The organism is Cellulomonas sp. ICMP 17802 (assembly GCF_041295535.1).
In the GTDB taxonomy this organism is placed as follows: domain Bacteria; phylum Actinomycetota; class Actinomycetes; order Actinomycetales; family Cellulomonadaceae; genus Cellulomonas.
Genome location: NZ_JBGFQZ010000029.1, coordinates 22,891 through 45,415, shown reverse-complemented (window position 1 = coordinate 45,415; position 22,525 = coordinate 22,891). Strand labels below are relative to the sequence as shown.

At 73.5% G+C, this 22,525-nt stretch carries 18 protein-coding genes; 8 read left to right on the top strand and 10 right to left on the bottom strand.

Going from position 1 to position 22,525, the window contains the following annotated elements:
• Positions 1-720: LiaF domain-containing protein (locus AB5970_RS16345; protein WP_370505010.1), on the top strand; the 720-nt coding region annotated here is incomplete at its 5' end.
• Positions 720-1,463, top strand: coding sequence for a hypothetical protein (locus AB5970_RS16340; protein ID WP_370505009.1), 744 nt, complete (start codon positions 720-722; stop codon positions 1,461-1,463). The genes AB5970_RS16345 and AB5970_RS16340, both read left to right, overlap by 1 nt.
• A gap of 99 nt (positions 1,464-1,562) precedes the next feature.
• Here AB5970_RS16340 and AB5970_RS16335 read toward each other — a convergent pair whose 3' ends face one another.
• The 4 genes from AB5970_RS16335 to guaA form a co-directional block, all read right to left on the bottom strand.
• Positions 1,563-2,045, bottom strand: coding sequence for an aromatic ring-opening dioxygenase LigA (locus AB5970_RS16335; protein WP_370505008.1), 483 nt, complete (start codon positions 2,043-2,045; stop codon positions 1,563-1,565).
• A gap of 121 nt (positions 2,046-2,166) precedes the next feature.
• Complete coding sequence (locus tag AB5970_RS16330; RefSeq protein ID WP_370505007.1) at positions 2,167-3,306, bottom strand: glycosyltransferase family 4 protein; 1,140 nt, start codon at positions 3,304-3,306, stop codon at positions 2,167-2,169.
• Between the two features lie 51 nt (positions 3,307-3,357).
• Positions 3,358-3,750: a DUF3817 domain-containing protein gene (locus AB5970_RS16325; RefSeq protein WP_370505006.1), complete on the bottom strand. Its 393-nt coding sequence runs from the start codon at positions 3,748-3,750 to the stop codon at positions 3,358-3,360.
• Positions 3,751-3,779: 29 nt separating this feature from the next.
• Positions 3,780-5,360, bottom strand: a complete 1,581-nt coding sequence (gene guaA, locus AB5970_RS16320; protein WP_370505005.1) for a glutamine-hydrolyzing GMP synthase — start codon at positions 5,358-5,360, stop codon at positions 3,780-3,782.
• Positions 5,361-5,460: 100 nt separating this feature from the next.
• Between guaA and AB5970_RS16315 the strand changes: the two genes are divergently transcribed.
• From AB5970_RS16315 to arfB, 3 genes are read left to right on the top strand one after another with little or no spacing between them, the layout of a single operon-like run.
• Complete coding sequence (locus tag AB5970_RS16315; protein WP_370505004.1) at positions 5,461-7,296, top strand: ABC transporter ATP-binding protein; 1,836 nt, start codon at positions 5,461-5,463, stop codon at positions 7,294-7,296.
• Positions 7,293-9,026 (top strand): ABC transporter ATP-binding protein, encoded by a 1,734-nt coding sequence (locus tag AB5970_RS16310; protein WP_370505003.1) that lies wholly within the window; start codon positions 7,293-7,295, stop codon positions 9,024-9,026. Before AB5970_RS16315 ends, AB5970_RS16310 begins: the two co-directional genes overlap by 4 nt.
• Position 9,027: 1 nt before the next feature.
• The gene (arfB, locus tag AB5970_RS16305) at positions 9,028-9,456 is read left to right on the top strand and encodes an alternative ribosome rescue aminoacyl-tRNA hydrolase ArfB (RefSeq protein ID WP_370505002.1); all 429 of its coding nucleotides are present in this window, start codon (positions 9,028-9,030) and stop codon (positions 9,454-9,456) included.
• A gap of 103 nt (positions 9,457-9,559) precedes the next feature.
• Here arfB and AB5970_RS16300 read toward each other — a convergent pair whose 3' ends face one another.
• Entirely contained in the window at positions 9,560-10,567 is a 1,008-nt protein-coding gene (locus AB5970_RS16300) for an SURF1 family protein (RefSeq protein ID WP_370505001.1), read from the bottom strand.
• A gap of 280 nt (positions 10,568-10,847) precedes the next feature.
• Between AB5970_RS16300 and AB5970_RS16295 the strand changes: the two genes are divergently transcribed.
• From AB5970_RS16295 to AB5970_RS16285, 3 genes are all read left to right on the top strand, one after another.
• Positions 10,848-13,325, top strand: a complete 2,478-nt coding sequence (locus tag AB5970_RS16295) for a phosphoketolase family protein (protein ID WP_370505000.1) — start codon at positions 10,848-10,850, stop codon at positions 13,323-13,325.
• An 84-nt stretch (positions 13,326-13,409) separates the two neighbouring features.
• Positions 13,410-15,482 (top strand): phosphate acetyltransferase, encoded by a 2,073-nt coding sequence (gene pta / locus AB5970_RS16290; protein WP_370504999.1) that lies wholly within the window; start codon positions 13,410-13,412, stop codon positions 15,480-15,482.
• Positions 15,479-16,774: an acetate/propionate family kinase gene (locus AB5970_RS16285; RefSeq protein ID WP_370504998.1), complete on the top strand. Its 1,296-nt coding sequence runs from the start codon at positions 15,479-15,481 to the stop codon at positions 16,772-16,774. Before pta ends, AB5970_RS16285 begins: the two co-directional genes overlap by 4 nt.
• A gap of 3 nt (positions 16,775-16,777) precedes the next feature.
• On the opposite strand, the gene AB5970_RS16280 is transcribed toward AB5970_RS16285, so the two are convergent.
• The 5 genes from AB5970_RS16280 to AB5970_RS16260 form a co-directional block, all read right to left on the bottom strand.
• Positions 16,778-18,409, bottom strand: a complete 1,632-nt coding sequence (locus AB5970_RS16280; RefSeq protein WP_370504997.1) for a succinic semialdehyde dehydrogenase — start codon at positions 18,407-18,409, stop codon at positions 16,778-16,780.
• A gap of 97 nt (positions 18,410-18,506) precedes the next feature.
• Positions 18,507-20,222 (bottom strand): phosphoenolpyruvate--protein phosphotransferase, encoded by a 1,716-nt coding sequence (gene ptsP, locus AB5970_RS16275; RefSeq protein ID WP_370504996.1) that lies wholly within the window; start codon positions 20,220-20,222, stop codon positions 18,507-18,509.
• The gene (locus tag AB5970_RS16270) at positions 20,219-20,497 is read right to left on the bottom strand and encodes an HPr family phosphocarrier protein (RefSeq protein ID WP_370504995.1); all 279 of its coding nucleotides are present in this window, start codon (positions 20,495-20,497) and stop codon (positions 20,219-20,221) included. Before AB5970_RS16270 ends, ptsP begins: the two co-directional genes overlap by 4 nt.
• A gap of 61 nt (positions 20,498-20,558) precedes the next feature.
• Positions 20,559-22,073 carry a PTS fructose transporter subunit IIC gene (locus AB5970_RS16265; RefSeq protein WP_370504994.1) on the bottom strand — a complete coding sequence of 505 codons (1,515 nt, stop codon included), beginning with the start codon at positions 22,071-22,073 and terminating at the stop codon, positions 20,559-20,561.
• On the bottom strand, positions 22,070-22,525 hold the full coding sequence (locus tag AB5970_RS16260) for a PTS sugar transporter subunit IIA (protein WP_370504993.1): 456 nt from the start codon (positions 22,523-22,525) through the stop codon (positions 22,070-22,072). Before AB5970_RS16260 ends, AB5970_RS16265 begins: the two co-directional genes overlap by 4 nt.

Sequence of the window (22,525 nt, the reverse complement as noted above, 5' to 3'; positions counted from 1 at the left end):
CCCCCTGCGCCCCCGGCGCGCACGCCCCGGCCCCCGCAGCCCCCGCGCCCGCCGCGTCCCCGCACCCCGGGTGCCGGCGTCGGCACGGTCGGCGTGGTCGTCGCGCTCACCCTGCTCAGCCTCGCGGTGCTGCTCATCGCCGAGCGCTCGGGCGACTTCACCGGCCCCGTCGGCCTCACCACCCTCGGCATCGGCATCGTGCTCTGCGGCCTCGGCATCATCGTGTCGGGCCTGCGCGGTCGGACCAGCGGCGGCCTGGGCGGCCTCGCGGTGGTCGGCATCCTCGTGGCCGTGCCGGTCGGCGTGGTGCAGAACAACCACTGGATCTGGACGGCCGAGGGTCGGCACGACTTCGCCGCCTCCGGTGACGTCACCGCGACCACCCGGACCGAGGCCGCCGACGGCTGGTCGATGGGCTTCGGCGACGTGACGATCGACCTGACCGACGTGCCGATGACCTCCCAGACCCTCGAGGTCCCGGTCTCGCTCGCCGCGGGCGACCTCACCGTCATCGTGCCGAGCGACGCGACCGTCAGCGCGGACGTCGAGCTCGGCGCCGGCAGCGTCCTCTGGGACGTCAACGGCGAGCAGAAGAGCCAGAACGGCGTCGGCCTCGGCCAGCGCTCGTTCACCACCGGCACCCTCGGCGGCGGCGACCCGCAGCTCCAGCTGCAGGTCCAGGTCGGCGCCGGCGACGTCACGATCACCGAGGAGAACTGATGCCCACCGAGAAGACCCCCCGCCCGGCGGAGGACGAGACGGCCGTGCAGCCGATCGAGGAGACCCCGGTCGACGAGACCGCCGCCGACGACACGGCCGTGCTGCCGGTCGAGGAAGCCGCTGCCGACGAGGCCGCAGCCGACGACACCGCGGCGCTCCCGGTCGAGGAGACGGCAGCCGACGACACCGTCGTCCTCCCCGTCGAGGAGTCGGCAGTCGACGAGGTCGAGCGCGACACCGACACCACGGTGCTGCCGACCGACCAGACGCGCCCGCTGCCGGTCGGAGCGACGAGCGCCGGCGGTGTCGAGGAGCCGGTCCCGGCCGAGGCCGCCGCGCCGATCGCGGCCACCGAGGCGTCTGCCCCGACGTCGCCGATCGGCGCGCTCTACGCACCGACCGACCGGCCGGAGCGCGTCACGTCCGCCTACCCGGCGGCCGGTGTCGACCCGACCGCCACGGCCTACGCCGGGCCGACGGCGGCCTACGCGCCGGCGGACCGCGTCGACCCCGTCGGCGAGCCGGCCGCTCCGGTGGCCCCCGTCACGCCGCCCCGTCGCCGGCTCCGGGTGGGCACCGTCGTCTGGGGCCTCGTGATCGCCGCGATCGGCGTCGGGCTGCTGGCGTGGGCGGCCGGCGTGGCGATCGACCTGCAGCTCGCGATGATCGTGCTGCTCGCGGTCGCGGGCACGGCCCTGCTGGTGGGCTCGATCGTCAGCGGCGCGCGCAACGCCCGGCGCTGACGCAGGACGTCCGGGCAGAAGGGGCCCCTGCCCCACCTCTGCTCGGACGTCCGGTGCGGTCCGACGACGCTCGAGGGGATCCTCGGGCGTCGTCGTGCGTCAGGCGACGGGGTCGGGGGTAGCCGTCGTCGGGGCCGCGCGGTCCACGGCCGTGCCGACGAGCGCGGCCGCCCGGCGCAGCGCCCAGCCGATGAGGATGAAGACGACGCCGATGCCGACCACCAGCAGCGCCACCCCGAACGCCACCACCGACGTGAACAGCGACGCCCGCAGGAACGACGCCGTCATGACCGTCTGCCGCTTCGGGTCGTCCTGGGCCAGCTCGGCATAGGTCTTGCCGCCCGACGCCTCGAGCGCGTGCGTGTTGATGATGTCGGCCTGGAACCAGGCCTCCCACGGCGTGTCGACCAGCTGACCGCCGAAGGCCTTCGCGTCCTCGGACACCGTGATCTTCTCGGCCGCCAGGTTGCTGGCCACCGCACCCCACGTCACGCCGCCCGCGATGATGAAGATGATCCCGAAGATGATCGTGATCAGCCCGAGCACGCGGACCGACCTCGAGCTTCCCGTTGTCGTCGTCATGTCTCTCCTTCCGAACCCCCCACAGGACGGGTCCGGAACCCTGGACCCGGTGGGCCGCGCGCGGCCCATGACAGAAGCGCCCAACGGCAACGACTCTAGGGGAGATAAGGGGTGAAATGCGTCAGACGTGCGCGTTCGTCCGCGCCCGGGCGTACTCGGCCTCGGCGGCCCCGAGGACGTCGTCCCAGCCGAACCGCGGCCGCACCGCCCGGTTGTGCGTGAGCATGCCCTCGAGCAGGCGGTTGTCGCGGGCGAGCTGCACGATCGCCTCCGACATCTCCGCGTCGTCCGCCACGAGCAGGCCGTCCACGCCGTCCTCGACGAACTCCTCGATGCCGGTGCCGCGCCGCGCGACGATCGCGAGGCCGGCCGTGCGCGCCTCGAGCGCCGCGATGCCGAAAGCCTCGAGCTCGGCGGGGGCGAGGAACACGGCGGCGTCGGCGTAGGCAGCCCGTACCTGCGGCCGGGTCAGCCGGCCCCGCAGCTCGACCACGTGCTGCAGCCCCTGCCCGGCCACGGCCGAGAGCACGCGGCCTTGCGCCGGCCCCGAGCCGATGATCGAGAGGCGCACCCGGTCCGGCGGCAGGCGCCGCGCCGCCGTGCCCACCAGCTCGACCAGGGGCACAGCCCGCTTGCGGGGGGCCAGGCGCATCGTCGAGACCAGCCGGAGCGGCCCGTGCTCGCCCGGGCGCCCGCGCCCCTCGGAGAAGGTCCGGGGCGCCCAGGCGTCGAGGTCGAGCCCGTTCGGCATCACGGTCACGTCCGTGCCGAACACGTCGCGCACCCGTGCCGCCGCCGCGTGGCTGACCGCGCTCAACGCGGCCGGCGTGCGCTTCCACCCGGTCCGCTGGACCAGCGTGCGCAGGGGGGCGACGACGCCGTCGAGCATGCAGTGCCACGTGATCGCGGTCGGCACGCCGGCGTCGAGGGCGATCCGCGCCCCGTCGTACGCGAAGGGCGAGAGCACGCCGGCATGCACGTGCACGACGTCGGGCCGCAGGGCGCCGAACGCCTCGCGGAACAGGCGCGGCCCGGCGGGGTTGACCGGCAGGTCGAACGGCAGCCGGGCGCCCAGCCGGTGCACGTGGACCCCGTCCTCGAGGTCCACCACGCCGCCGCGCTCGCCGCCCACGCCGAGGGTGGCCGTGAGCACGTGCACCTCGTGGCCGGCCGCGACCTGTCGGGCCGCCAGGTCGCCGACCTGCGACTCGATCCCGCCGGTCCGCGGCGCGTAGCAGTCGGACACGTGGACGATCAGCACGGGCACACCGTAACCGCGCGAACGGGACGGTCGGTCATGATCCGGGACATGTCACCCGCGTGCGCCACCCGCGGCCTCGATGCGGGCCAGGGCCTGGGCGTGCACCTTGCGCTCGAGGATGAACGACATCGCCGGCACGACGCCCGCCGCGGCCATCGTCGCCAGCCGGCCGAGGCGCCAACGCATCTTCGACCAGAGGTCGAACACCGTGACCAGGTAGACGACGTAGATCCAGCCGTGCGCGTAGGCCACCCAAGCGCCGATCACCGGGTTCGGGTGCCCGGAGGCGTCGACCCCGCTCGCGTGGAACACGTACTTGAGGATCAGCTCGAGGCAGAGCAGGAGCAGCATCGTGCCCGTGATCCACGCGAGCACGCGGTAGCGCTTGGTGGCCCCCGCGGCCTTGCGCACCCAGGGGTCCACGCCCGTCACCGTCTCGCTCACGCCTGCATCTCCTTCGTCATGGTCGCCGGTCACTCCCACTCGATCGTGCCCGGCGGCTTGCTGGTCACGTCGAGCACGACGCGGTTGACCTCGGGCACCTCGTTGGTGATCCGGGTCGAGATCGTCGCCAGCACGTCGTACGGCAGGCGCGTCCAGTCGGCGGTCATCGCGTCCTCGGACGACACGGGCCGCAGGACGACCGGGTGCCCGTAGGTCCGGCCGTCGCCCTGCACACCCACCGACCGCACGTCGGCGAGCAGGACCACCGGGCACTGCCAGATGTCGCGGTCGAGCCCCGCCCTCGTGAGCTCCTCGCGGGCGATGACGTCCGCCGCGCGCAGGATGTCGAGGCGCTCGGCCGTGACCTCGCCGATGATCCGGATGCCCAGGCCGGGGCCGGGGAACGGCTGGCGCCAGACGATGGCCTCGGGCACGCCGAGCTCCAGGCCGACCGCGCGGACCTCGTCCTTGAACAGGGTGCGCAGTGGTTCGACCAGCTCGAACTGGAGGTCGTCGGGCAGCCCGCCCACGTTGTGGTGGGACTTGATGTTCGCCGCGCCCTCGCCGCCGCCGGACTCGACGACGTCGGGGTACAGGGTGCCCTGCACCAGGAACTTCACCTCGTCGTCGCTGTGCTGGACGATGTCGCGCGCCGCGTCCTCGAACACGCGGATGAACTCGCGGCCGATGATCTTGCGCTTGGTCTCGGGGTCGGTGTGCCCGGCCAGCGCGTGCAGGAACCGCTCCCGCGCGTCGACCACCTTGAGCTCCACGCCCGTGGCGGCCACGAAGTCCTTCTCCACCTGCTCGGCCTCGCCCGAGCGCAGCAGCCCGTGGTCGACGAACACGCAGGTCAGCTGGCTGCCCACGGCTTTCTGCACCAGTGCCGCGGCGACGGAGGAGTCCACGCCGCCCGACAGCCCGCAGATCACCCGGGCGTCGCCGACCTGCGCGCGGATCTTCTCGACCTGCTCGGCGACGACGTTGCCGGCGTTCCAGTCGGCGGCCAGCCCGGCGCCCTCGTAGAGGAAGTTCTCGAGCGCCTTCTGACCCAGCGGGGAGTGCTTGACCTCGGGGTGCCACTGCACGCCGTACAGGCGGCGGGCCCGGTCCTCGAACGCGGCGACGGGGCTCCCCGCCGACGTCGCGAGCACCTCGAAGCCCTCGGGCGCGGCGTGCACCGCGTCGCCGTGGCTCATCCACACGGTCTGCTGGTCCGGGCTGCCGGCCAGGACGGTGCCGGCGGACGTCACCTCGACGGCCGTCCCGCCGTACTCGCGCTGCCCGGTCTGCGCGACGGTCCCGCCGAGCGCGGCCGCCATGGCCTGGAAGCCGTAGCAGATGCCGAGCACGGGCACCCCGGCCTCGAACAGCGCCGGGTCGACGAACGGGGCACCCGTCGCGTAGACCGACGACGGCCCGCCGGACAGGATGATCGCCGCGGGGTCCTTGGCCAGCAGGTCCGCGACCGACGCCGTGTGCGGCACGATCTCGGAGTACACGTTGGCCTCGCGCACGCGGCGCGCGATGAGCTGGGCGTACTGGGCGCCGAAGTCGACGACGAGCACGGGGCGGTGGGTGGTGGCGGCCGGGTCAGGCGTCTGCGTCACGCCCTCAGGGTAGTCGGCGCGCGCACCCTCCCCGTCCCGCGTCCGGGGTCACGGAAAACGGTTCGATGCCTGTCAGTACCCCCACGTAACGTTGCCCCTCATGCGTTCCCTCCCCCTCGACGACCCCGGTACACCGCCTCTGAGCGGTCCCTCGGCGCTGCTCTGGTGGCTCGCCGGTCGCCAGTGGGGCATCCTCCTGACCGCCGTGGGCCTGGGCATCGTGATGTTCGCCGCACAGGCGTTCACCCCGTACGTCGTGGGACACGCGATCGACGACGGCCTCACCAGCGGCTTCGGGCCCGACCTGTGGCGCGCGTGCGCGACCCTGCTCGGGCTCGGCGCGGTGGTCATCACGACGTCGGCGATCGGCCACCGGTACGACATCGCGAACTGGCTGCGCGCCGCCTTCACCTCCTCGCAGCTGGTCGGCAGGACGGTGTCCCGGTCCGGGCACGCGATCACCAAGGAGCTGCCCACCGGTGAGGTCGTCTCGGCCGTCGCCAACGACGCGCTGCGCATCGGCGAGGTCTACGCCCTGGCCGCGCACTTCCTCGGCAGCCTGGTGGCGTACGGGATCGTCGCGGTCCTCATGCTGCGGGTCTCGGTGCCCCTCGGACTCGTCGTCGTCCTCGGCCTGCCCACCGTCGCGGCGATCCTCGGCCTGCTGGTCAAGCCGCTCTCGCGGCGGCAGGCGGCGCAGCGCGAGGCGTCGGGCCGCCTGACCACCCTGGGCGCCGACACGGTCTCGGGCCTGCGCATCCTGCGCGGGATCGGCGGCGAGGGCGTGTTCACGGGGCGCTACCGCGCGCAGTCGCAGGAGACGCGGCGCCGCGGCGTCGAGGTGGCCAAGACCCAGTCGGTGCTCGACGCCCTGCAGGTGCTGCTGCCCGGCGCGTTCGTGATCACGCTGCTCTACCTGGGTGCCCACATGGCGTTGGCGGGCACCATCACGCCCGGCCAGCTGGTCTCCACCTACGGGTTCGCGGCCTTCCTCTCGTGGCCGGTGCAGAACGCCACGCAGATGCTGCAGGCCGCCACCCGCGCACACATCGGCGCGACCAAGGTGGTCAAGGTGCTGCGCGTCGTCCCCGCGACGGGCGCGACCGAGGGCACGGCCGCTGTCCCGGACCCGCACGTCCCGCTGGTCGACGAGGTGAGCGACCTGCGCCTCGAGCCGGGGCGCGTGATCGCGCTGGTCAGCGCCGACCCCGACGAGTCCGCTGCCATCGCGACGCGGCTCGGACGGTTCGACGACGACGCCGAGAAGGACACCCCGGTCCGGCTGGGCGGCGTGCTGCTGGCCGACCTGGACAAGGACGCGGTGCGCGAGCGCATCGTCGTCGCCGAGGCGACCCCGCACCTGTTCTCCGGCCTGCTCGAGCACGAGCTCGACGTCCGGGGCGACGCGACGCACGACGACCTCCTGCGCGTCATCGCCACGGCCGACGCGCACGACGTGCTCGACTCGGTGCCCGACGGCTTGGCCGGCGAGCTGCCCGAGAAGGGCCGGTCGCTGTCCGGCGGCCAGCGCCAGCGCGTCGCGCTGGCCCGCGCGCTGCTCATCGACCCGGAGATCCTCGTGCTCGTGGAGCCGACCAGCGCGGTCGACGCCCACACCGAGGCGCGGATCGCGGCCCGACTGGCGGAGGTCCGCCGCGGGCGCACCACGCTGGTGGTCACCGCGAGCCCGCTCGTGCTGGACCACGTCGACGAGGTGGCGTTCGTGCAGGACGGCGTCATCCGCGCGCGCGGCACGCACGACGAGCTGCTCGAGCACGGCGCCGACGACCTGTCGGTGGCGCGCGCCTACCGGGCCGTCGTCGGACGGAAGATGGACGAGGAGTCGCTGGAGAACCGCGCGGTCGAGGACCTGGCGGACGACGAGCGGCTGCACCAGGAACTGATGGCACAGCAGACGAACGGAGGACAGTCGTGAAGCTCCCCATCGCCGACTCGGCGACCGTGCGGGCCTACACCGGCCTCCTGATGCGCAAGCACCGTCGGCCGCTGACCACCATCGCGGTGCTGCACACGCTCGCCGCGACCGCGGGCCTGGCCGGCCCGTGGATCCTCGGCATGCTGGTCGACGCCGTGAACGACGGCACCACGGTCGGGTACGTCAACACCCTCATCGCGATCGGCGCGGTGGCGGTGCTGGCGCAGACTGTGATCATCCGGTTCGCGCAGCGCCAGTCGATGGTGTTCGGCGAGGAGGTCTTCGCCGAGCTGCGCGAGGAGTTCATCGAGAAGGTCACGGCCCTGCCGCTGTCCACCGTCGAGCGCGCCGGCACGGGCGACCTGGTGGCGCGCACCACGAACGACGTGAACAAGCTGCAGCACGCGGTGCGCTTCGGCGTGCCCCGGGTGATCGTCGCCGTGGTGACCATCACGCTGACCATCGTCGCGTGCGTGGTGATCTCGCCGCTCGTCTCGATCGCGATGTTCATCGGCGTCCCCACGCTGGTGGCGCTCGTGCGCTGGTACCTCAAGCGCGCGACGCCGGCCTACCAGCGCGAGTCGGCGGCGTACGCGACGCTCAACGGCACCATCACCGAGTCGGTCGAGGGCGCCCGCACGGTCGACGCCCTGCGGCTCGGCCGACGCCGGTCGGCCCGTGTGGACGACGACCTGCGCGAGGCGTTCGCCGCCGAGAAGGCGACGCTCCGGCTGCGCACCATCCTGTTCCCGGGCATCGACGGGGCGTTCGTCCTCGCCCCGGCTGCCGTGCTGCTGTGGGGCGGCTACCTCGCGTCGCAGGGTCAGGTCACGGTCGGCGCGGTCACCACGATCGTCCTGTACACGTACCAGATCACCGGGCCGGTGTGGGAGCTGATCTTCTGGATCGACGAGATCCAGGTGGCCGCCACGTCGCTCGCGCGCATCGTCGGGGTGCAGCTGGTCGAGCCCGACCGGACGTCCCGCGACGGCACGCCGACCGACGAGGACATCGCGGCACGGGACCTGACCTACGCGTACCGCGAGGGCCACAACGTGCTGCACGGGATCGACCTCGACCTGGCGGCCGGCGAGCGGCTGGCGGTCGTCGGGCCGTCGGGCGCCGGCAAGTCGACGCTCGGCCGCATGCTCGCGGGCATCCACCCGCCCACCGGCGGCACGGTGACGGTCGGCGGCGTGCCACTGGTGGACCTGCCGCTCGAGGAGCTGCGCGGGCACGTCGCCCTGGTCACGCAGGAGCACCACGTGTTCGTCGGCACGGTCGCGGACAACCTGCGGCTCGCGCAGGAGGACGCCGACCCGGCCGCCCTCGAGCGCGCGCTGCGGGCGGTCGACGCGTGGGAGTGGGTGCAGGCCCTGCCCGAGGGGCTGGCCACCGAGGTCGGTTCGGGCGGCGCGCCGCTCACGCCCGCGCAGGCGCAGCAGATCGCGCTGGCCCGGCTCGTCCTGCTCGACCCGCACACGCTGGTGCTGGACGAGGCGACCTCGCTGCTCGACCCACGCGCGGCCCGGCACCTGGAGAGGTCCCTGTCGGCGGTGCTCGCCGGCCGGACGGTCGTCGCCATCGCCCACCGCCTGCACACCGCGCACGACGCGGACCGGGTCGCGGTGGTCGACGCCGGTCGCATCACCGAGATCGGCCCGCACGACGAGCTGGTCGCGGCCGGCGGCGACTACGCGGCGCTGTGGCACTCGTGGCAGCACGACTGAGATGACCGGTCCCTTGGTGCTGCGCGGGGGTGTCGTCGTTCCCGACGATGCCCTCGCGTGGCGCTTCTCCCGGTCGAGCGGCCCGGGCGGTCAGTCGGTCAACACGACCGACTCGCGCGTGGAGCTCACGGTCGACCTCGCGCGGATCGCGTGGACCAGCCCGACCCAGCAGGACCGCGTGCTCGCGCGCCTGGCCGGGCGGCTGCGCGGCGAGCTGCTGACCCTCAGCGCGCAGGAGTACCGGTCGCAGCTGCGCAACCGCGAGGCCGCCCTCGCCCGGGCGCACGCACTGCTCGACGACGCCCTGGCTCCCCCGGGGCCCGTCCGCCGCGCCACCCGCCCGAGCCGGGGCTCTCAGGTGCGCCGGGTGCAGGGCGAGCAGAAGCGGCGCGAGGTCAAGGCGCTTCGCCGCCGGCCGCCGCTGGTCTGAGACCGACCGTCCGCCCGGGCCTGAGAATGCGGCCTTGGATGCAGGTCCCACGGCGTGACGCCGGTGGATCCTGCATCCATCCGTGCATCCCTGGGGTCGCGCGTCACGCCGCCGAGGGATCGCGGGTCCCGGCACCCCGCTCAGGCGCAGGCTCCGGTTCCGGGCCTGATCCCCTGGCCTCGTCGCGGACCAGGCGCAGCCACAGCAGCACCGCGAACGCGCCGAAGATCCACCACTGCGCGGCGTAGGCGAGGTTCTGGATGTTGAGCCCCGCGCCGGGCTTGGTCGGCGGGTCGAGCAGCACGACGGACGGGGCCTGCGCGGGGTCGGACACGGAGACCACCAGATAGCCCGTGTAGATCGGGCCGCCCCAGGAGTTGAGCAGCTCGGCGGAGCTGATCGCGTCGGTGCGCCCGTCGGCGACCCCGGTCCCGGCCTCCTCGGACGCCTGCAGGTACCCGGTGACGTCGACGGTGCCGGCGGGCGGGGCATCGGCGTCGGCGGGCGTCGCCACCCAGCCGCGGACCACCGGCAGGACCGCGTCGTCGGTCCGCAGCGGCGTGAGGACCAGGAACCCGGTCGTCCCGTCGTGCGCGCGGCCGGTCACCAGCAGCTGGCCGGTCGCGTCGTACGTGCCGGTCACCGACACCTTGCGGCCGACGAGGTCGCCGGTGAAGGTCGTCTGCGGCGCGAGCTCGTCGGCCAGCGGGACGGCGGGGGCAGCCACCAGCTCGGCGGTGTGCCGGGCCGCGGCGGCGGCGCCGTGCACCTGCGCGCGGTCCAGCTGCCAGACGCCGAGGCGCGCACAGAGGGCCGCCGCGGCGAGCAGGAGGACCAGGAGCAGGAGCATCCGGGGCCGGACGGCGGCGCGCAGCATCGTCGTGGGGGGCCGCCGGGTGGTCTGCTCCCAGGCGGTCGGCGGTCGGTCCGGCGCGGGGGTGGCCGGAGCGGCGGGGGTGCCGACATCGCGCGACGGCTGACCTGCCGCAGGCGCCGACGGTCGGGGACCGGGGCCGCTGCCGCCGGAGGGGCTCGACGCGGCCGACCCGGAGCGAGCACCGGATCCCGTGGCGCGCTCGCGCGCGACGGCTGCGGGGCTCTGCTCGGTCACGCCTCACGGTACCCCGCGGCGCGGACGCGACCGGAACCGCCGCAGCACCCCGCAGAGGCCCCCACAGCCCCGCTGACCTGCACAGCCACCCGGTCGCGACGCCATCGAACGTTCTGCGTGCGTTCGCCCACAACCACTGCGCCGGGGGGCAGAGTGCGGTTGTATGACAGCAGGGCACGCTCACCCCGGCGGGACGAAGGTCCTCCGCTCGTGGCGACGCCCGCCGCAAGGCTGACACCGGGCCGGCGCTCACCGCCGGCACGACGACTGGGGAGCGCGCATGACCACGACGACGTCGGCAAGCACCGCATGGCGGACCGGGAGCGGGGCGGCGATCGACGCCGACACCGTGGCCCGCATCGACCAGTGGTGGCGTGCCGCCAACTACCTCTCGGTGGGCCAGATCTACCTGCTGGACAACCCGCTGCTGCGTGAGCCGCTGACCCGCGACCACGTGAAGCCGCGCCTGCTCGGGCACTGGGGCACCACGCCCGGCCTGACCTTCCTGTACGCGCACCTGAACCGGGCGATCGCCGAGCGTGAGCAGTCGACCATCTACGTCACGGGCCCGGGGCACGGCGGCCCGGGTCTGGTGGCCGCCGCGTACCTCGACGGCACGTACTCCGAGTACTACTCGGACATCACCGAGGACTCCGAGGGCGTCCGCCGTCTGTTCCGGCAGTTCTCGTTCCCGGGCGGCATCCCGAGCCACGTGGCACCCGAGACGCCGGGCTCCATCCACGAGGGCGGCGAGCTGGGCTACGCGCTGAGCCACGCCTACGGCGCCGCGTTCGACAACCCCGACCTGCTCGTCGCGACCGTCGTCGGCGACGGCGAGGCCGAGACCGGGCCGCTGGCCACCAGCTGGCACTCGAACAAGTTCGTCAACCCGGAGAAGGACGGCGTCGTCCTGCCGATCCTGCACCTCAACGGCTACAAGATCGCCAACCCGACCGTGCTGGCGCGGATCCCCGACGACGAGCTCGAGTCGCTCATGGTCGGCTACGGGCACAAGCCGCACATGTTCGTCGCGGGCTTCGACGAGGAGTCGCACGAGGACATCCACCGCCGGTTCGCGACGCTGCTGGACGAGGTGCTCGACGAGATCGCGGAGATCAAGCGCAGCGCCCACGCCGGCAACGAGCAGCGGCCGCAGTGGCCCATGATCGTGTTCCAGACGCCCAAGGGCTGGACCGGCCCCGACTTCATCGACGGCAAGAAGACCACCGGGTCCTGGCGGGCGCACCAGGTGCCGCTGGCCAGCGCGCGGGACACCCCGGAGCACCTCGACGTGCTGCGGACGTGGCTCGAGTCGTACCGCGTGGACGAGCTGTTCGACGAGAGCGGCCGGCTGCACGCCGACATCCGCGCGCTGTCCCCGCAGGGCCACCTGCGCATGAGCGACAACCCCCACGCGAACGGGGGCCAGCTGCTCAAGGACCTGCGCCTGCCCGACTTCCGCGAGTACGCGGTCGACGTGCCCGTGCCCGGCGGCTCGATGAGCGAGGCCCCGCGCGTGCTGGGCGACTGGCTCACCGACGTGATCCGCCTCAACCCCGACAACTTCCGGATCTTCGGCCCGGACGAGACGGCCTCGAACCGCCTGCAGTCGGTGTTCGCGGTGACGGACAAGCAGTGGAACGCCGAGTTCTTCGGCGCCGACGTCGACGAGCACCTGGCCCGGGCCGGGCGCGTGCTGGAGATGCTCAGCGAGCACCAGTGCCAGGGGTGGCTCGAGGGCTACCTGCTGACCGGTCGGCACGGCCTGTTCAACTGCTACGAGGCGTTCATCCACATCATCGACTCGATGTTCAACCAGCACGCCAAGTGGTTGAAGGTCACGGACGACATCCCGTGGCGCCGGCCCATCGCGAGCCTGAACTACCTGCTGTCCAGCCACGTGTGGCGCCAGGACCACAACGGCTTCAGCCACCAGGACCCGGGGTTCATCGACCACGTGGTCAACAAGAAGGCGGACGTCATCCGGGTGTACCTGCCGCCGGACGCGAACACGCTGCTCTCGACGTACGACCACTGCCTGCGCAGCCGGCAGTACGTCAACGTCGTGGTCGCGGGCAAGCAGCCGGCCCCGAACTTCCTGACCATGGACCAGGCGGTCGCGCACTGCACGCGCGGCCTGGGCATCTGGGACTGGGCCGGGTCGGAGGTCGCGGGCGAGAAGCCCGACGTCGTCCTCGGCTGCGCGGGGGACGTGCCCACGCTCGAGGTGCTCGCGGCGGCGGACATCCTGCGGCGCGAGCTGCCGGACCTCAAGGTGCGCGTCATCAACGTGGTCGACCTCATGCGGCTGCAGGACGAGCGGGAGCACCCGCACGGGCTGTCCGACGCGCAGTTCGACGGCCTGTTCACCGACGACAAGCCGGTGATCTTCGCCTACCACGGGTACCCCTGGCTCATCCACCGGCTCACCTACCGCCGGCACGGGCACAGCAACATCCACGTGCGCGGGTACAAGGAGGAGGGCACCACGACGACGCCGTTCGACATGGTCATGCTCAACGACCTCGACCGGTTCCACCTGGTCATCGACGTCATCGACAACGTCCCGCACCTGCGCACGGCCCAGGCGAACCTGCGGCAGAAGATGGTCGACGAGCGCCTGCGGGCCCGCGAGTACACCCGCGCGCACGGCGACGACCTGCCCGAGGTCCGCGACTGGGTGTGGCCCGACGCACAGGACGCGGCCGACGAGGGGCAGGTGGCCGCCACGATCGCGACGGGCGGCGACAACGAGTAGCCCACACCTGTCCGTGGGGCGGACGACCCCCCCGTCCGCCCCACGGCACCGCACGACCGATCCACCGTTCAGGAGACGCCCACCGTGGCCCGCAGCATCTACGTGACCTCCCCCGAGGGGGACTCCGGCAAGTCCATGATCGCGCTCGGACTCGTCGACCTCCTCGCGCGCACCGTGCAGCGGGTGGGGGTGTTCCGGCCGGTCGCCCGCTCGACCGACGTGCGCGACTACGTGCTCGAGCTGCTGCTCCAGCACGACGGGGTCGACCTGTCGTACGAGGAGTGCGTCGGGGTGACGTACGAGCAGGTGCTGGACGACCCCGAGCAGGCGCTCGCGCAGATCGTGTCGCGGTACCACGACGTCGAGCGGCGCTGCGACGCCGTGGTCGTCGTCGGCACCGACTACACGGACGTCGCCGGCCCCACCGAGCTGGCCTACAACGCCCGCATCGCGGCCAACCTGGGTGCCCCGGTGGTGCTCGTGATCAACGGCGGCCACCGCAAGCCCGCGGTCGTCGCGCAGGTGGCCGACGTCGTCGTCACCGAGATGACGGCCAACCACGCCCAGGTGGTCTCGATCGTCGCCAACCGGTGCGCGCCCGGCTCCGTGAGCGGCGTCCGCGACGCGCTGCGGGCCGGCACGGGACTGCCGGCGTGGGCGGTCCCCGAGAACCCCCTGCTCACGGCCCCGACGGTCCGCCAGCTGACCGCGGCCGTGCACGGCACCCTCATCGCCGGCGACGAGGCCCTGCTGTCGCGCGAGGTGCTCGACGTGCTCGTCGGCGCCATGTCGGTCGAGCACCTGCTGAGCCGCCTGACCGACGGCGCCGTCGTGATCACCCCGGGCGACCGCTCCGACGTCCTGCTGGGCCTGCTCGTGGCGCACCAGGCCGAGGGGTTCCCGTCGCTCGCCGGCATCGTGCTCAACGGCGGCTTCCGGCCGGCTCCGTTGATCGCGCGGCTGGTCGAGGGCCTGGGCAGCCGGCTGCCCATCATCAGCACGGAGCTGGGCACGTTCCGGTCCGCGAGCGCCGCGGCCGACACCCACGGGCACCTGTCGGCCGACTCGCAGCGCAAGGTCGACACCGCGCTCTCGCTGTTCGAGCAGCACGTCGACGGGGCCGCGCTGCTGGCCGCCCTCGACGTCGAGCGGCCCGAGGTGGTCACGCCGCTGATGTTCGAGTTCGCGCTGCTGGACCGCGCGCGCTCCGACCGCAAGCACGTGGTCCTGCCCGAGGGTGGCGACGACCGGATCCTGCGCGCGGCGTCGACCCTGCTGCAGCGCGGCGTCGCGCAGCTCACGATCCTCGGCGAGGAGCCGGCCATCCGCGCCCGCGCCACCGAGCTGGGCCTCGACCTCGACGCCGCCGCGATCATCGACCCGCACGACCCGGTGCTGCTGGAGAAGTTCGCCGAGGCGTACACCGAGATGCGCAAGCACAAGGGCATGACCGTCGAGCGGGCGCGGGAGATCGTCTCGTCGGTCTCCTACTTCGGCACGATGATGGTCCAGCTGGGGCTGGCCGACGGCATGGTCTCCGGGGCCGCGCACACCACGGCGCACACCATCAAGCCCTCGTTCGAGATCATCAAGACCACGCCGGGCGTCTCGAACGTCTCGAGCGCGTTCCTCATGTGCCTCGAGGACCGCGTGCTGGTCTACGCCGACTGCGCAGTGATCCCCGACCCCACCGCGGAGCAGCTGGCGGACATCGCGATCTCGTCGGCGGGCACGGCCGCGCAGTTCGGCATCGAGCCGCGCATCGCGATGCTCAGCTACTCCACGGGCGAGTCCGGCTCGGGCGCCGACGTCGAGAAGGTCCGCGCCGCCACGGCGCTGGTCCGCGAGCGCCGACCCGACCTCTCGGTCGAGGGCCCGATCCAGTACGACGCCGCCGTCGACGCCTCCGTGGCGAAGACCAAGATGCCGGACTCCGCGGTGGCCGGGCGCGCGACGGTGTTTGTGTTCCCCGACCTCAACACCGGCAACAACACCTACAAGGCCGTGCAGCGCTCGGCCGGCGCGGTCGCCATCGGCCCCGTGCTCCAGGGGCTGCGCAAGCCGGTCAACGACCTGTCGCGCGGCGCCCTGGTCCAGGACATCGTGAACACGGTGGCGATCACGGCCATCCAGGCCCAGACGGAGACGCCCGCATGAACCCGATCACCCAGCCCGTCCCGCACAGCGCCCACGGCGCGCACGGCAGCGTCCTCGTCGTGAACTCGGGCTCGTCGTCCATCAAGTACCAGCTGGTCAACCCCGTGGGCGGCGAGGCGATCGCCTCCGGGCTCGTCGAGCGCATCGGCGAGTCCGAGGGCCTGGTCAAGCACACGTACGGCGGCAACACGACCCAGCGCACCGACCCGGTGCCCGACCACGGCGCGGGCCTGCGCGCGGTGCTCGCGCTCTTCGACGAGGTCGGGCCGGACCTGGCCGAGGCGCACGTGGTCGCGGTCGGTCACCGCGTGGTGCAGGGCGGCTCGGTCTTCGGCTCCCCCGTGATCGTCGACGACGACGTGGTCGCGCAGATCGACGCCCTCGCGCCGCTCGCGCCGCTGCACACGCCGCCCAACCTCACCGGCATCCAGGTGGCCCGCGAGCTGCTGCCCGACGTGCCGCACGTGGTCGTGTTCGACACCGCGTTCTTCCGCACGCTGCCCGAGGCCGCCGCCACGTACGCGATCGACCGAGCGGTGGCCAAGGCGCACGACGTCCGGCGCTACGGGTTCCACGGGACGTCGCACCAGTACGTGTCGGGCAAGGTCGCGCGCGTGCTCGGGCGTCGCCTCGAGGACATCAACCAGATCGTGCTGCACCTGGGCAACGGCGCCTCGGCGTCGGCCGTCCGCGGGGGCGTCGCGGTGGAGACGTCGATGGGCATGACGCCGCTGGAGGGCCTGGTCATGGGCACCCGGTCCGGCGACATCGACCCCGCCGTCCTCATCCACCTGCAGCGCAACGCGGGCATGTCGCTCGACGACATCGACGACCTGCTCAACCGGCGCTCGGGCCTCAAGGGCCTCGCGGGCGAGAACGACTTCCGCGAGCTGCACAAGCTCGTCGAGGCCGGCGACGAGGACGCCGTCCTGGCGCTCGACGTCTACATCCACCGCCTGCGCAAGTACATCGGCGCGTACCACGCGGTCCTCGGGCGCGTGGACGTCATCACGTTCACGGCCGGCGTCGGCGAGAACGACGACATCGTCCGCGCCCGCGCGCTCGAGGGGCTCGAGTCGATGGGCATCGCGGTCGACCCGGTGCGCAACGCGGGCCGCAAGAAGGAGCCGACGATCATCTCGCCCGACTGGACCAGCACCCTGGTCATGGTCGTGCCGACCAACGAGGAGCTGGCCATCGCCCGGCAGGCGGTCGCGACCATCGAGGCGGCCGGCTTCGAGGGCACCAGCGACGAGTCGGACCCCGCCCCGGCGGCCGCCGGGCACGCCTGAGCCCTACGGCAGGCGCAGCGTCCTCATCGCGCGCAGCGCCTCGGTGTACACGCGCGGCCACGTCTCGGTGCCCAGGTCGAACAGCCGGTGCAGGCCGACGCCGGGCGCACCGAGCACGCCGTGGACCCCGTGCTGCACGGCGACCGTCTGCGTCCGGGTGGTCTCCCACAGGCCCTCGCGCCCGTGCCGGCGGCCGATGCCCGACGAGCCCACGCCGCCCTGCGGCGCGCCCACCGAGCCCCACGTGGCGACGTAGCCCTCGTTGACGTTGACCGACCCCGCGCGCACCCGCGCGGCCAGCGCGGCGCCACGGCGGCTGTCCGCGGTCCAGACGCTGGCGTTCAGGCCGAACTCGCTGTCGTTCATGGCCGCGACCGCCTCGTCGTCGGACGCCACGCGGTAGAGCGTCACCACGGGCCCGAACGTCTCCTCGCGGACCAGCCGCGCCTCGTTCGGCACGTCGACCAGGATCGTCGGCTCGTAGAACCAGGGCCCGAGGTCGCTGCGGTGCACCCCGCCCGCCAGCACGGTCGCCCCGTGCCCGACCGCGTCCTCGACGTGCTCGACGACCGTGGCCAGCTGCGCGGCCGACGTCAGCGAGCCGACGTCCGACCGGTAGTCGAGCCCCGACCCGAGCCGCAGCGCCCGGGTGCGGCGCACGAACGCCTCGGTGAACGCCTCGGCCACGTCCTCGTGCACGTAGATCCGCTCGATGCTCACGCAGACCTGCCCCGTGCCGACGAAGCACGCCCGCACGGCGCCCTCGGCGGCCACCTCGACATCCACGTCCTCGGCGACGTACATCGGGTTCTTGCCGCCCAGCTCGAGGGTGACCGGCACCAGCCGCTCCCCCGCCTGCGCGGCGACGATCCGGCCGGTGCGCGTCGACCCGGTGAAGCTCACGTGGTCGACGTTCTCGACCACCGCGGCGCCGACCGTCGGGCCGTCGCCGACGACCACCTGCAGCAGACCCTCGGGCAGCCCGGCCTCCTCGAGCAGCTCGGCGGCCCACAGGGAGGTCAGGGCCGTCTGCGGGTCGGGCCGCAGGATGACCGCGTTGCCGGCCACGAGCGCGGGCAGCACGTCGCCGAGCGTGAGCGTCAGCGGGAAGTTCCAGGGCGCGATGATGCCGACGACGCCCACGGGGTGCCGCAGCACGCGCGTCGTGGTCAGGCCCGGGATCAGGCTCGCCACCCGCCGCGGCGCCAGGTAGCGACCGGCCCGCGCGGCGTAGTGCCGGGCGACGTTCGCGATGTCGCAGACCTCCTCGAACGCCGAGACGCGCGCCTTGCCCGCCTCCACCTGGATGAGGTCGAGCACGTCGCTCTGCCGCTCGAGCACGAGGTCGTGCACGCGGGCCAGGACGGCGGTCCGGTCCCGCAGGGGCCGCGCGGCCCACAGCCGCTGGGCACCCCGCGCGGCCCTGGCGGCGCGCGCGACGTCGTCCGGCGTGGACAGCGGGATCGCGGCGATCGGACCGCCCGTGAACGGCGCGTGCGACGTGAACACCGCGGCGCCGGGCGACGCGACGATGCGTCGGAGCAGCGGGCGGACGTCGTCCGGCTCGAGCACGTAGGTCGCGAGCGGGTCGGTCTCAGGGTCGTGGAGCTCGATGTGTCCCGGGTCGTGCGCCATACCGGCGAGGGTACGCGCGGCGGCCGGGGAATCCGCCCCCTCCGGCCCCCGCGCGCCGCGCTCTGCCTTCTGGGCTCACACGCTGTGCCTTTTGCGCTTACACGCCCAACGTCTCCCGCACGTCCGCGTGCAGCAGGCCCACCACCGCGGCGCGCCCCTCGGCCGCGGACGGCGCCGCGAGCGCCGCGGCGGCCATCGTGGCGCACTCCGACGTGGTGTGGTGCCGCAGCGCGTACCGGACCGCGGGGACCGCGCCGGCCGACATCGACAGGCTGGTGACCCCGAGCCCGACGAGCACGAGCGCGAGCACGGGGTCCGACGCCGACTCACCGCAGACGCCGACGGGCTTGCGCGCCTGCAGCCCCGCCCGCGCGGTCGCGTCGACCAGGTCGAGCACCGCGGGCTGCCACGGGTCGAGCAGGTCGGCCAGCTCGCCGCGCAGCCGGTCGGTGGCCATCGTGTACTGCGCCAGGTCGTTGGTGCCCAGCGAGACGAAGTCCACCTCGGCGAGGATCTCCTGCGCCCGCAGCGCCGCCGCGGGCACCTCGATCATCACGCCGACGGTGGCGACGCCGGCGGCCCGCGCCCGGGTGGCGAACGCGCGGGCCTCGGCCGCGGTGGCAATCATCGGCGCCATGACCCACGGGGTGGTGCCGGTGTCGGCCTGGGCGTGCGCGAGCGCCTCGAGCTGCGTGTCCAGCAGCTCGGGGTGCGTGCGCACCAGGCGGTAGCCGCGGACGCCGAGCGCGGGGTTCTCCTCGTCGGGCTGCGTGGCGAACGCGAGCGGCTTGTCGGCGCCGGCGTCCAGCGTGCGGACCACGACCTTGCGGTCGCCGAACGAGCGCAGCACCTTCGTGTAGACGGCCGCCTGCGCGTCGAGCGTCGGCGCCGTCGTGCTCTCGAGGAACAGCACCTCGGTGCGGAACAGCCCGACACCCTCGACCGCCCCGACGGCGACGCGCGCGGCGTCTTCCGCGGTCCCGATGTTCGCCAGCAGCATGACCGCCCGACCGTCGGCCGTGCCGCCCGGAGCGGTGTCCGACTCGAGCGCGGTCTCCACCTGCGCCCGGCGGGCGAGCTCGGCGCGCTGGGCGTCGTCGGGGTCCACGGTGACGGTGCCGTCGGCAGCGTCGACCGCCACGACGGCCCCGTCGGCCAGAGAGGTGGCCTCCGCGACGCGCACGATGCAGGGCAGGCCCAGCTGGCCGGCGATGATCGCGGTGTGGCCCGTCGGGCCGCCCAGCTCGGTGACGATCGCGAGCACGTTGGCCAGGTCCAGCGCGGCCGTGTCGGCCGGCGCCAGGTCCTTGGCCACGATCACCGAGGGCCGCTCCAGCGCGGGCACGCCGGGCGCCGGCAGGCCGAGGGCCTGGGCGACGACGCGGTCCCGTACCGAGCGCAGGTCGGTGACCCGCTCGGCCAGGTACCCGCCCGCCTGCGTGAACATGGTGGCGAACATCTCGACGACGCCGTCGATCGCGCTCACCACCGGCTCCCCGACGTCGATCTTGGCCAGCACGCCGCTGCGCAGCGCCTTGTCGTCGGCCATCTGCGCCGTGGCCGCGAGCACGTCCTTCACCGTGCCGGCGGACCGCGCCGACTGCTCGCGCAGCCGGGCGGCCACGTCCGAGAAGGCGGCCTCGACCACGGTGTGCGCCGTCGCGGCGTCGGCCGGGACCCCGTCGACCAGCAGCGGGGCGTCTGGCTCGACGTGCGGGGCGGGCCGCACCTGCGCGACGGGTCCCACGATCGCCCGACGCCCGACGCCGACTCCCTGGAGCACGTGCGGGGCGCCGACCGTGGGCGCAGTCACGACGCCTCCTCCGCGTCCAGGTCCGTGGCCAGCAGGTCGACCAGGCCGTCGAGCGCTTCGTCGGCACCCTCGCCCTCGGCCTCGAGCGTGACCTCCTCGCCGCTCGGCACGCCGAGCGACATGACGAACAGGATGCTGCCGGCGTCCACCGGCTCACCGCCCGGTCGGGCGATGGTGACGGGCAGCCCGGTCTCGGCGACGGCCTGCGTGAAGAGCATCGCGGGGCGGGCGTGCAGGCCGACGCGGGAGGCGACGACGACGGTGCGCTGGGGCATGACGGTTCTCCGATCGGGGGCCGCCCGGCCACGGTGCCGGGCGGCGGCGGGTGGTGCGGGGTCAGGCCGCCTGGGCGACGAGCGCCTGGGCGTCCGCCTCCTGCTCGGCCTGGACGAACTCGTTGGTGCGGGCGCTCTTGAGCACGATGACGAGCACCGCGGTGACGGCCATGCCGACGGCGACCGCCATGAGGAACCCGAGCGGGTTCGAGATCAGCGGCAGCACCCAGATGCCACCGTGCGGGGCGCGCTGGGCCGACCCGACCGCCATGACGAGGGCGCCGGTGACGCTCGAGCCCACGAGCGACGAGACGATGACGCGCCACGGGTCGGCGGCGGCGAACGGGATCGCGCCCTCGGAGATGAACGACAGGCCCAGGAGCCACGCGGCCTTGCCGTTCTCGCGCTCGGCGTGCGTGAACAGCTGCTTGCGGACCACGGTCGCGAACGCCATGGCCAGCGGGGCGACCATGCCGGCGGCCATGACCGCGGCCATGATCCGGTACTGCACCGCGTCGGTGGACAGCCCCTCGGTGGCCAGGCCGGTCACCGCGAAGGTGTAGGCGACCTTGTTGATCGGTCCGCCGAGGTCGAAGCCCATCATCGCGCCGAGCAGGGCGCCCAGCAGGACGAGGTTGGAGCCCGACAGGCCGTTCAGCCAGTTGCTCAGGCCGGTCATCAGGCTCGCGATCGGCTGCCCGATGATGAGGAACATCACGAGCCCGACGACGAAGGTCGACAGCAGCGGGATGACCACGACCGGCATCACGCCGCGCACGCCCTTCGGCACCTTCCAGCGGCTGATCCACAGGGCCAGGAACCCGGCCAGGAAGCCGGTCACCAGGCCGCCCAGGAAGCCGGCGCCGACGGCGACCGAGACCGCCCCGCCGACGAAGCCGGGCACCAGGCCGGGCCGGTCGGCGATCGCGTAGGCGATGAAGCCGGAGAGCACCGGCACCAGGAACCCGAAGGCCACGACGCCGGTCCGGAACAGCAGCGCCGCCCAGTCCATCCCGCTCGCGGCGTTGAAGTCGTTGAGCAGGTGGTCGACCGTGATGTTCGTGACGTCGATGACGCCCTGCGCGCCGTCCGCGAACTGGGCGACCATGAAGCCGAGGGCGATGAGGATCCCGCCCGCGGCGACGAACGGGATCATGTACGAGACGCCGGTCATCAGCCACTGGCGGACCTTGGTGCCCGCGCCGGCGTTGCGGTCGACCTTGGTCGCGGGACCGGCCGGAGCAGCCACGGGCGTCCCGGCAGGGACCCCCGCCTCGACCGCGGCGACGGCGGCGGCGATGACGCCCGGGGCGTCGTGCACGGCCTTCTTCACGCCGACGTCGATGAACGGCTTGCCGGCGAAGCGCTCCTTGTCCTTGACCTCGAGGTCGGCGGCGTAGATCACGCCGTCGGCCGCGGCGATGATCGCGGGGTCCAGCGGCGTGGAGCCCGCGGCACCCTGGGTCTCGACGTGGACCTCGTGACCGGCGGCCTTGCCCGCCTGCTCGAGGGCCTCGGCGGCCATGTAGGTGTGCGCGATGCCCGTGGGGCAGGAGGAGACGGCGACGAGCTTCATGAGGGGACCACCTCTCGGGTGACGATGTCGGCGACCGTGGTGGGGTCGGTCGCCTCCTTGAGCGACGTGCGGAACGACTCGTGGACCAGGCGGCGGGCGAGCGCCGCGAGGATCTTGAGGTGGTCGCCGTCGCCCTCGGTGGGCGCGGCGATGAGGAAGATCAGGGTCGCGGGGCCGTCGGGGGCGCCGAAGTCGACGCCGGCGGCGACCTTGCCGACGGCCAGGCTCGGCGCCGTGACGTAGCTGGACCGGGCGTGCGGCAGGCCGATGCCGCCGGGCATGCCGGTGGCCATCTGCGCCTCGCGGGCACGCACGTCCGCGTGGAACCCATCGGCGTCGGTGACCCGGCCTGCCGCGTGCAGCAGGTCGATCAGCTGGCGGGTCGCGTCGTCGCGATCCGTGGCGACCAGGTCGACGGCGACCAGGTCCGGGGTGATCAGCGGGGTGCTCAC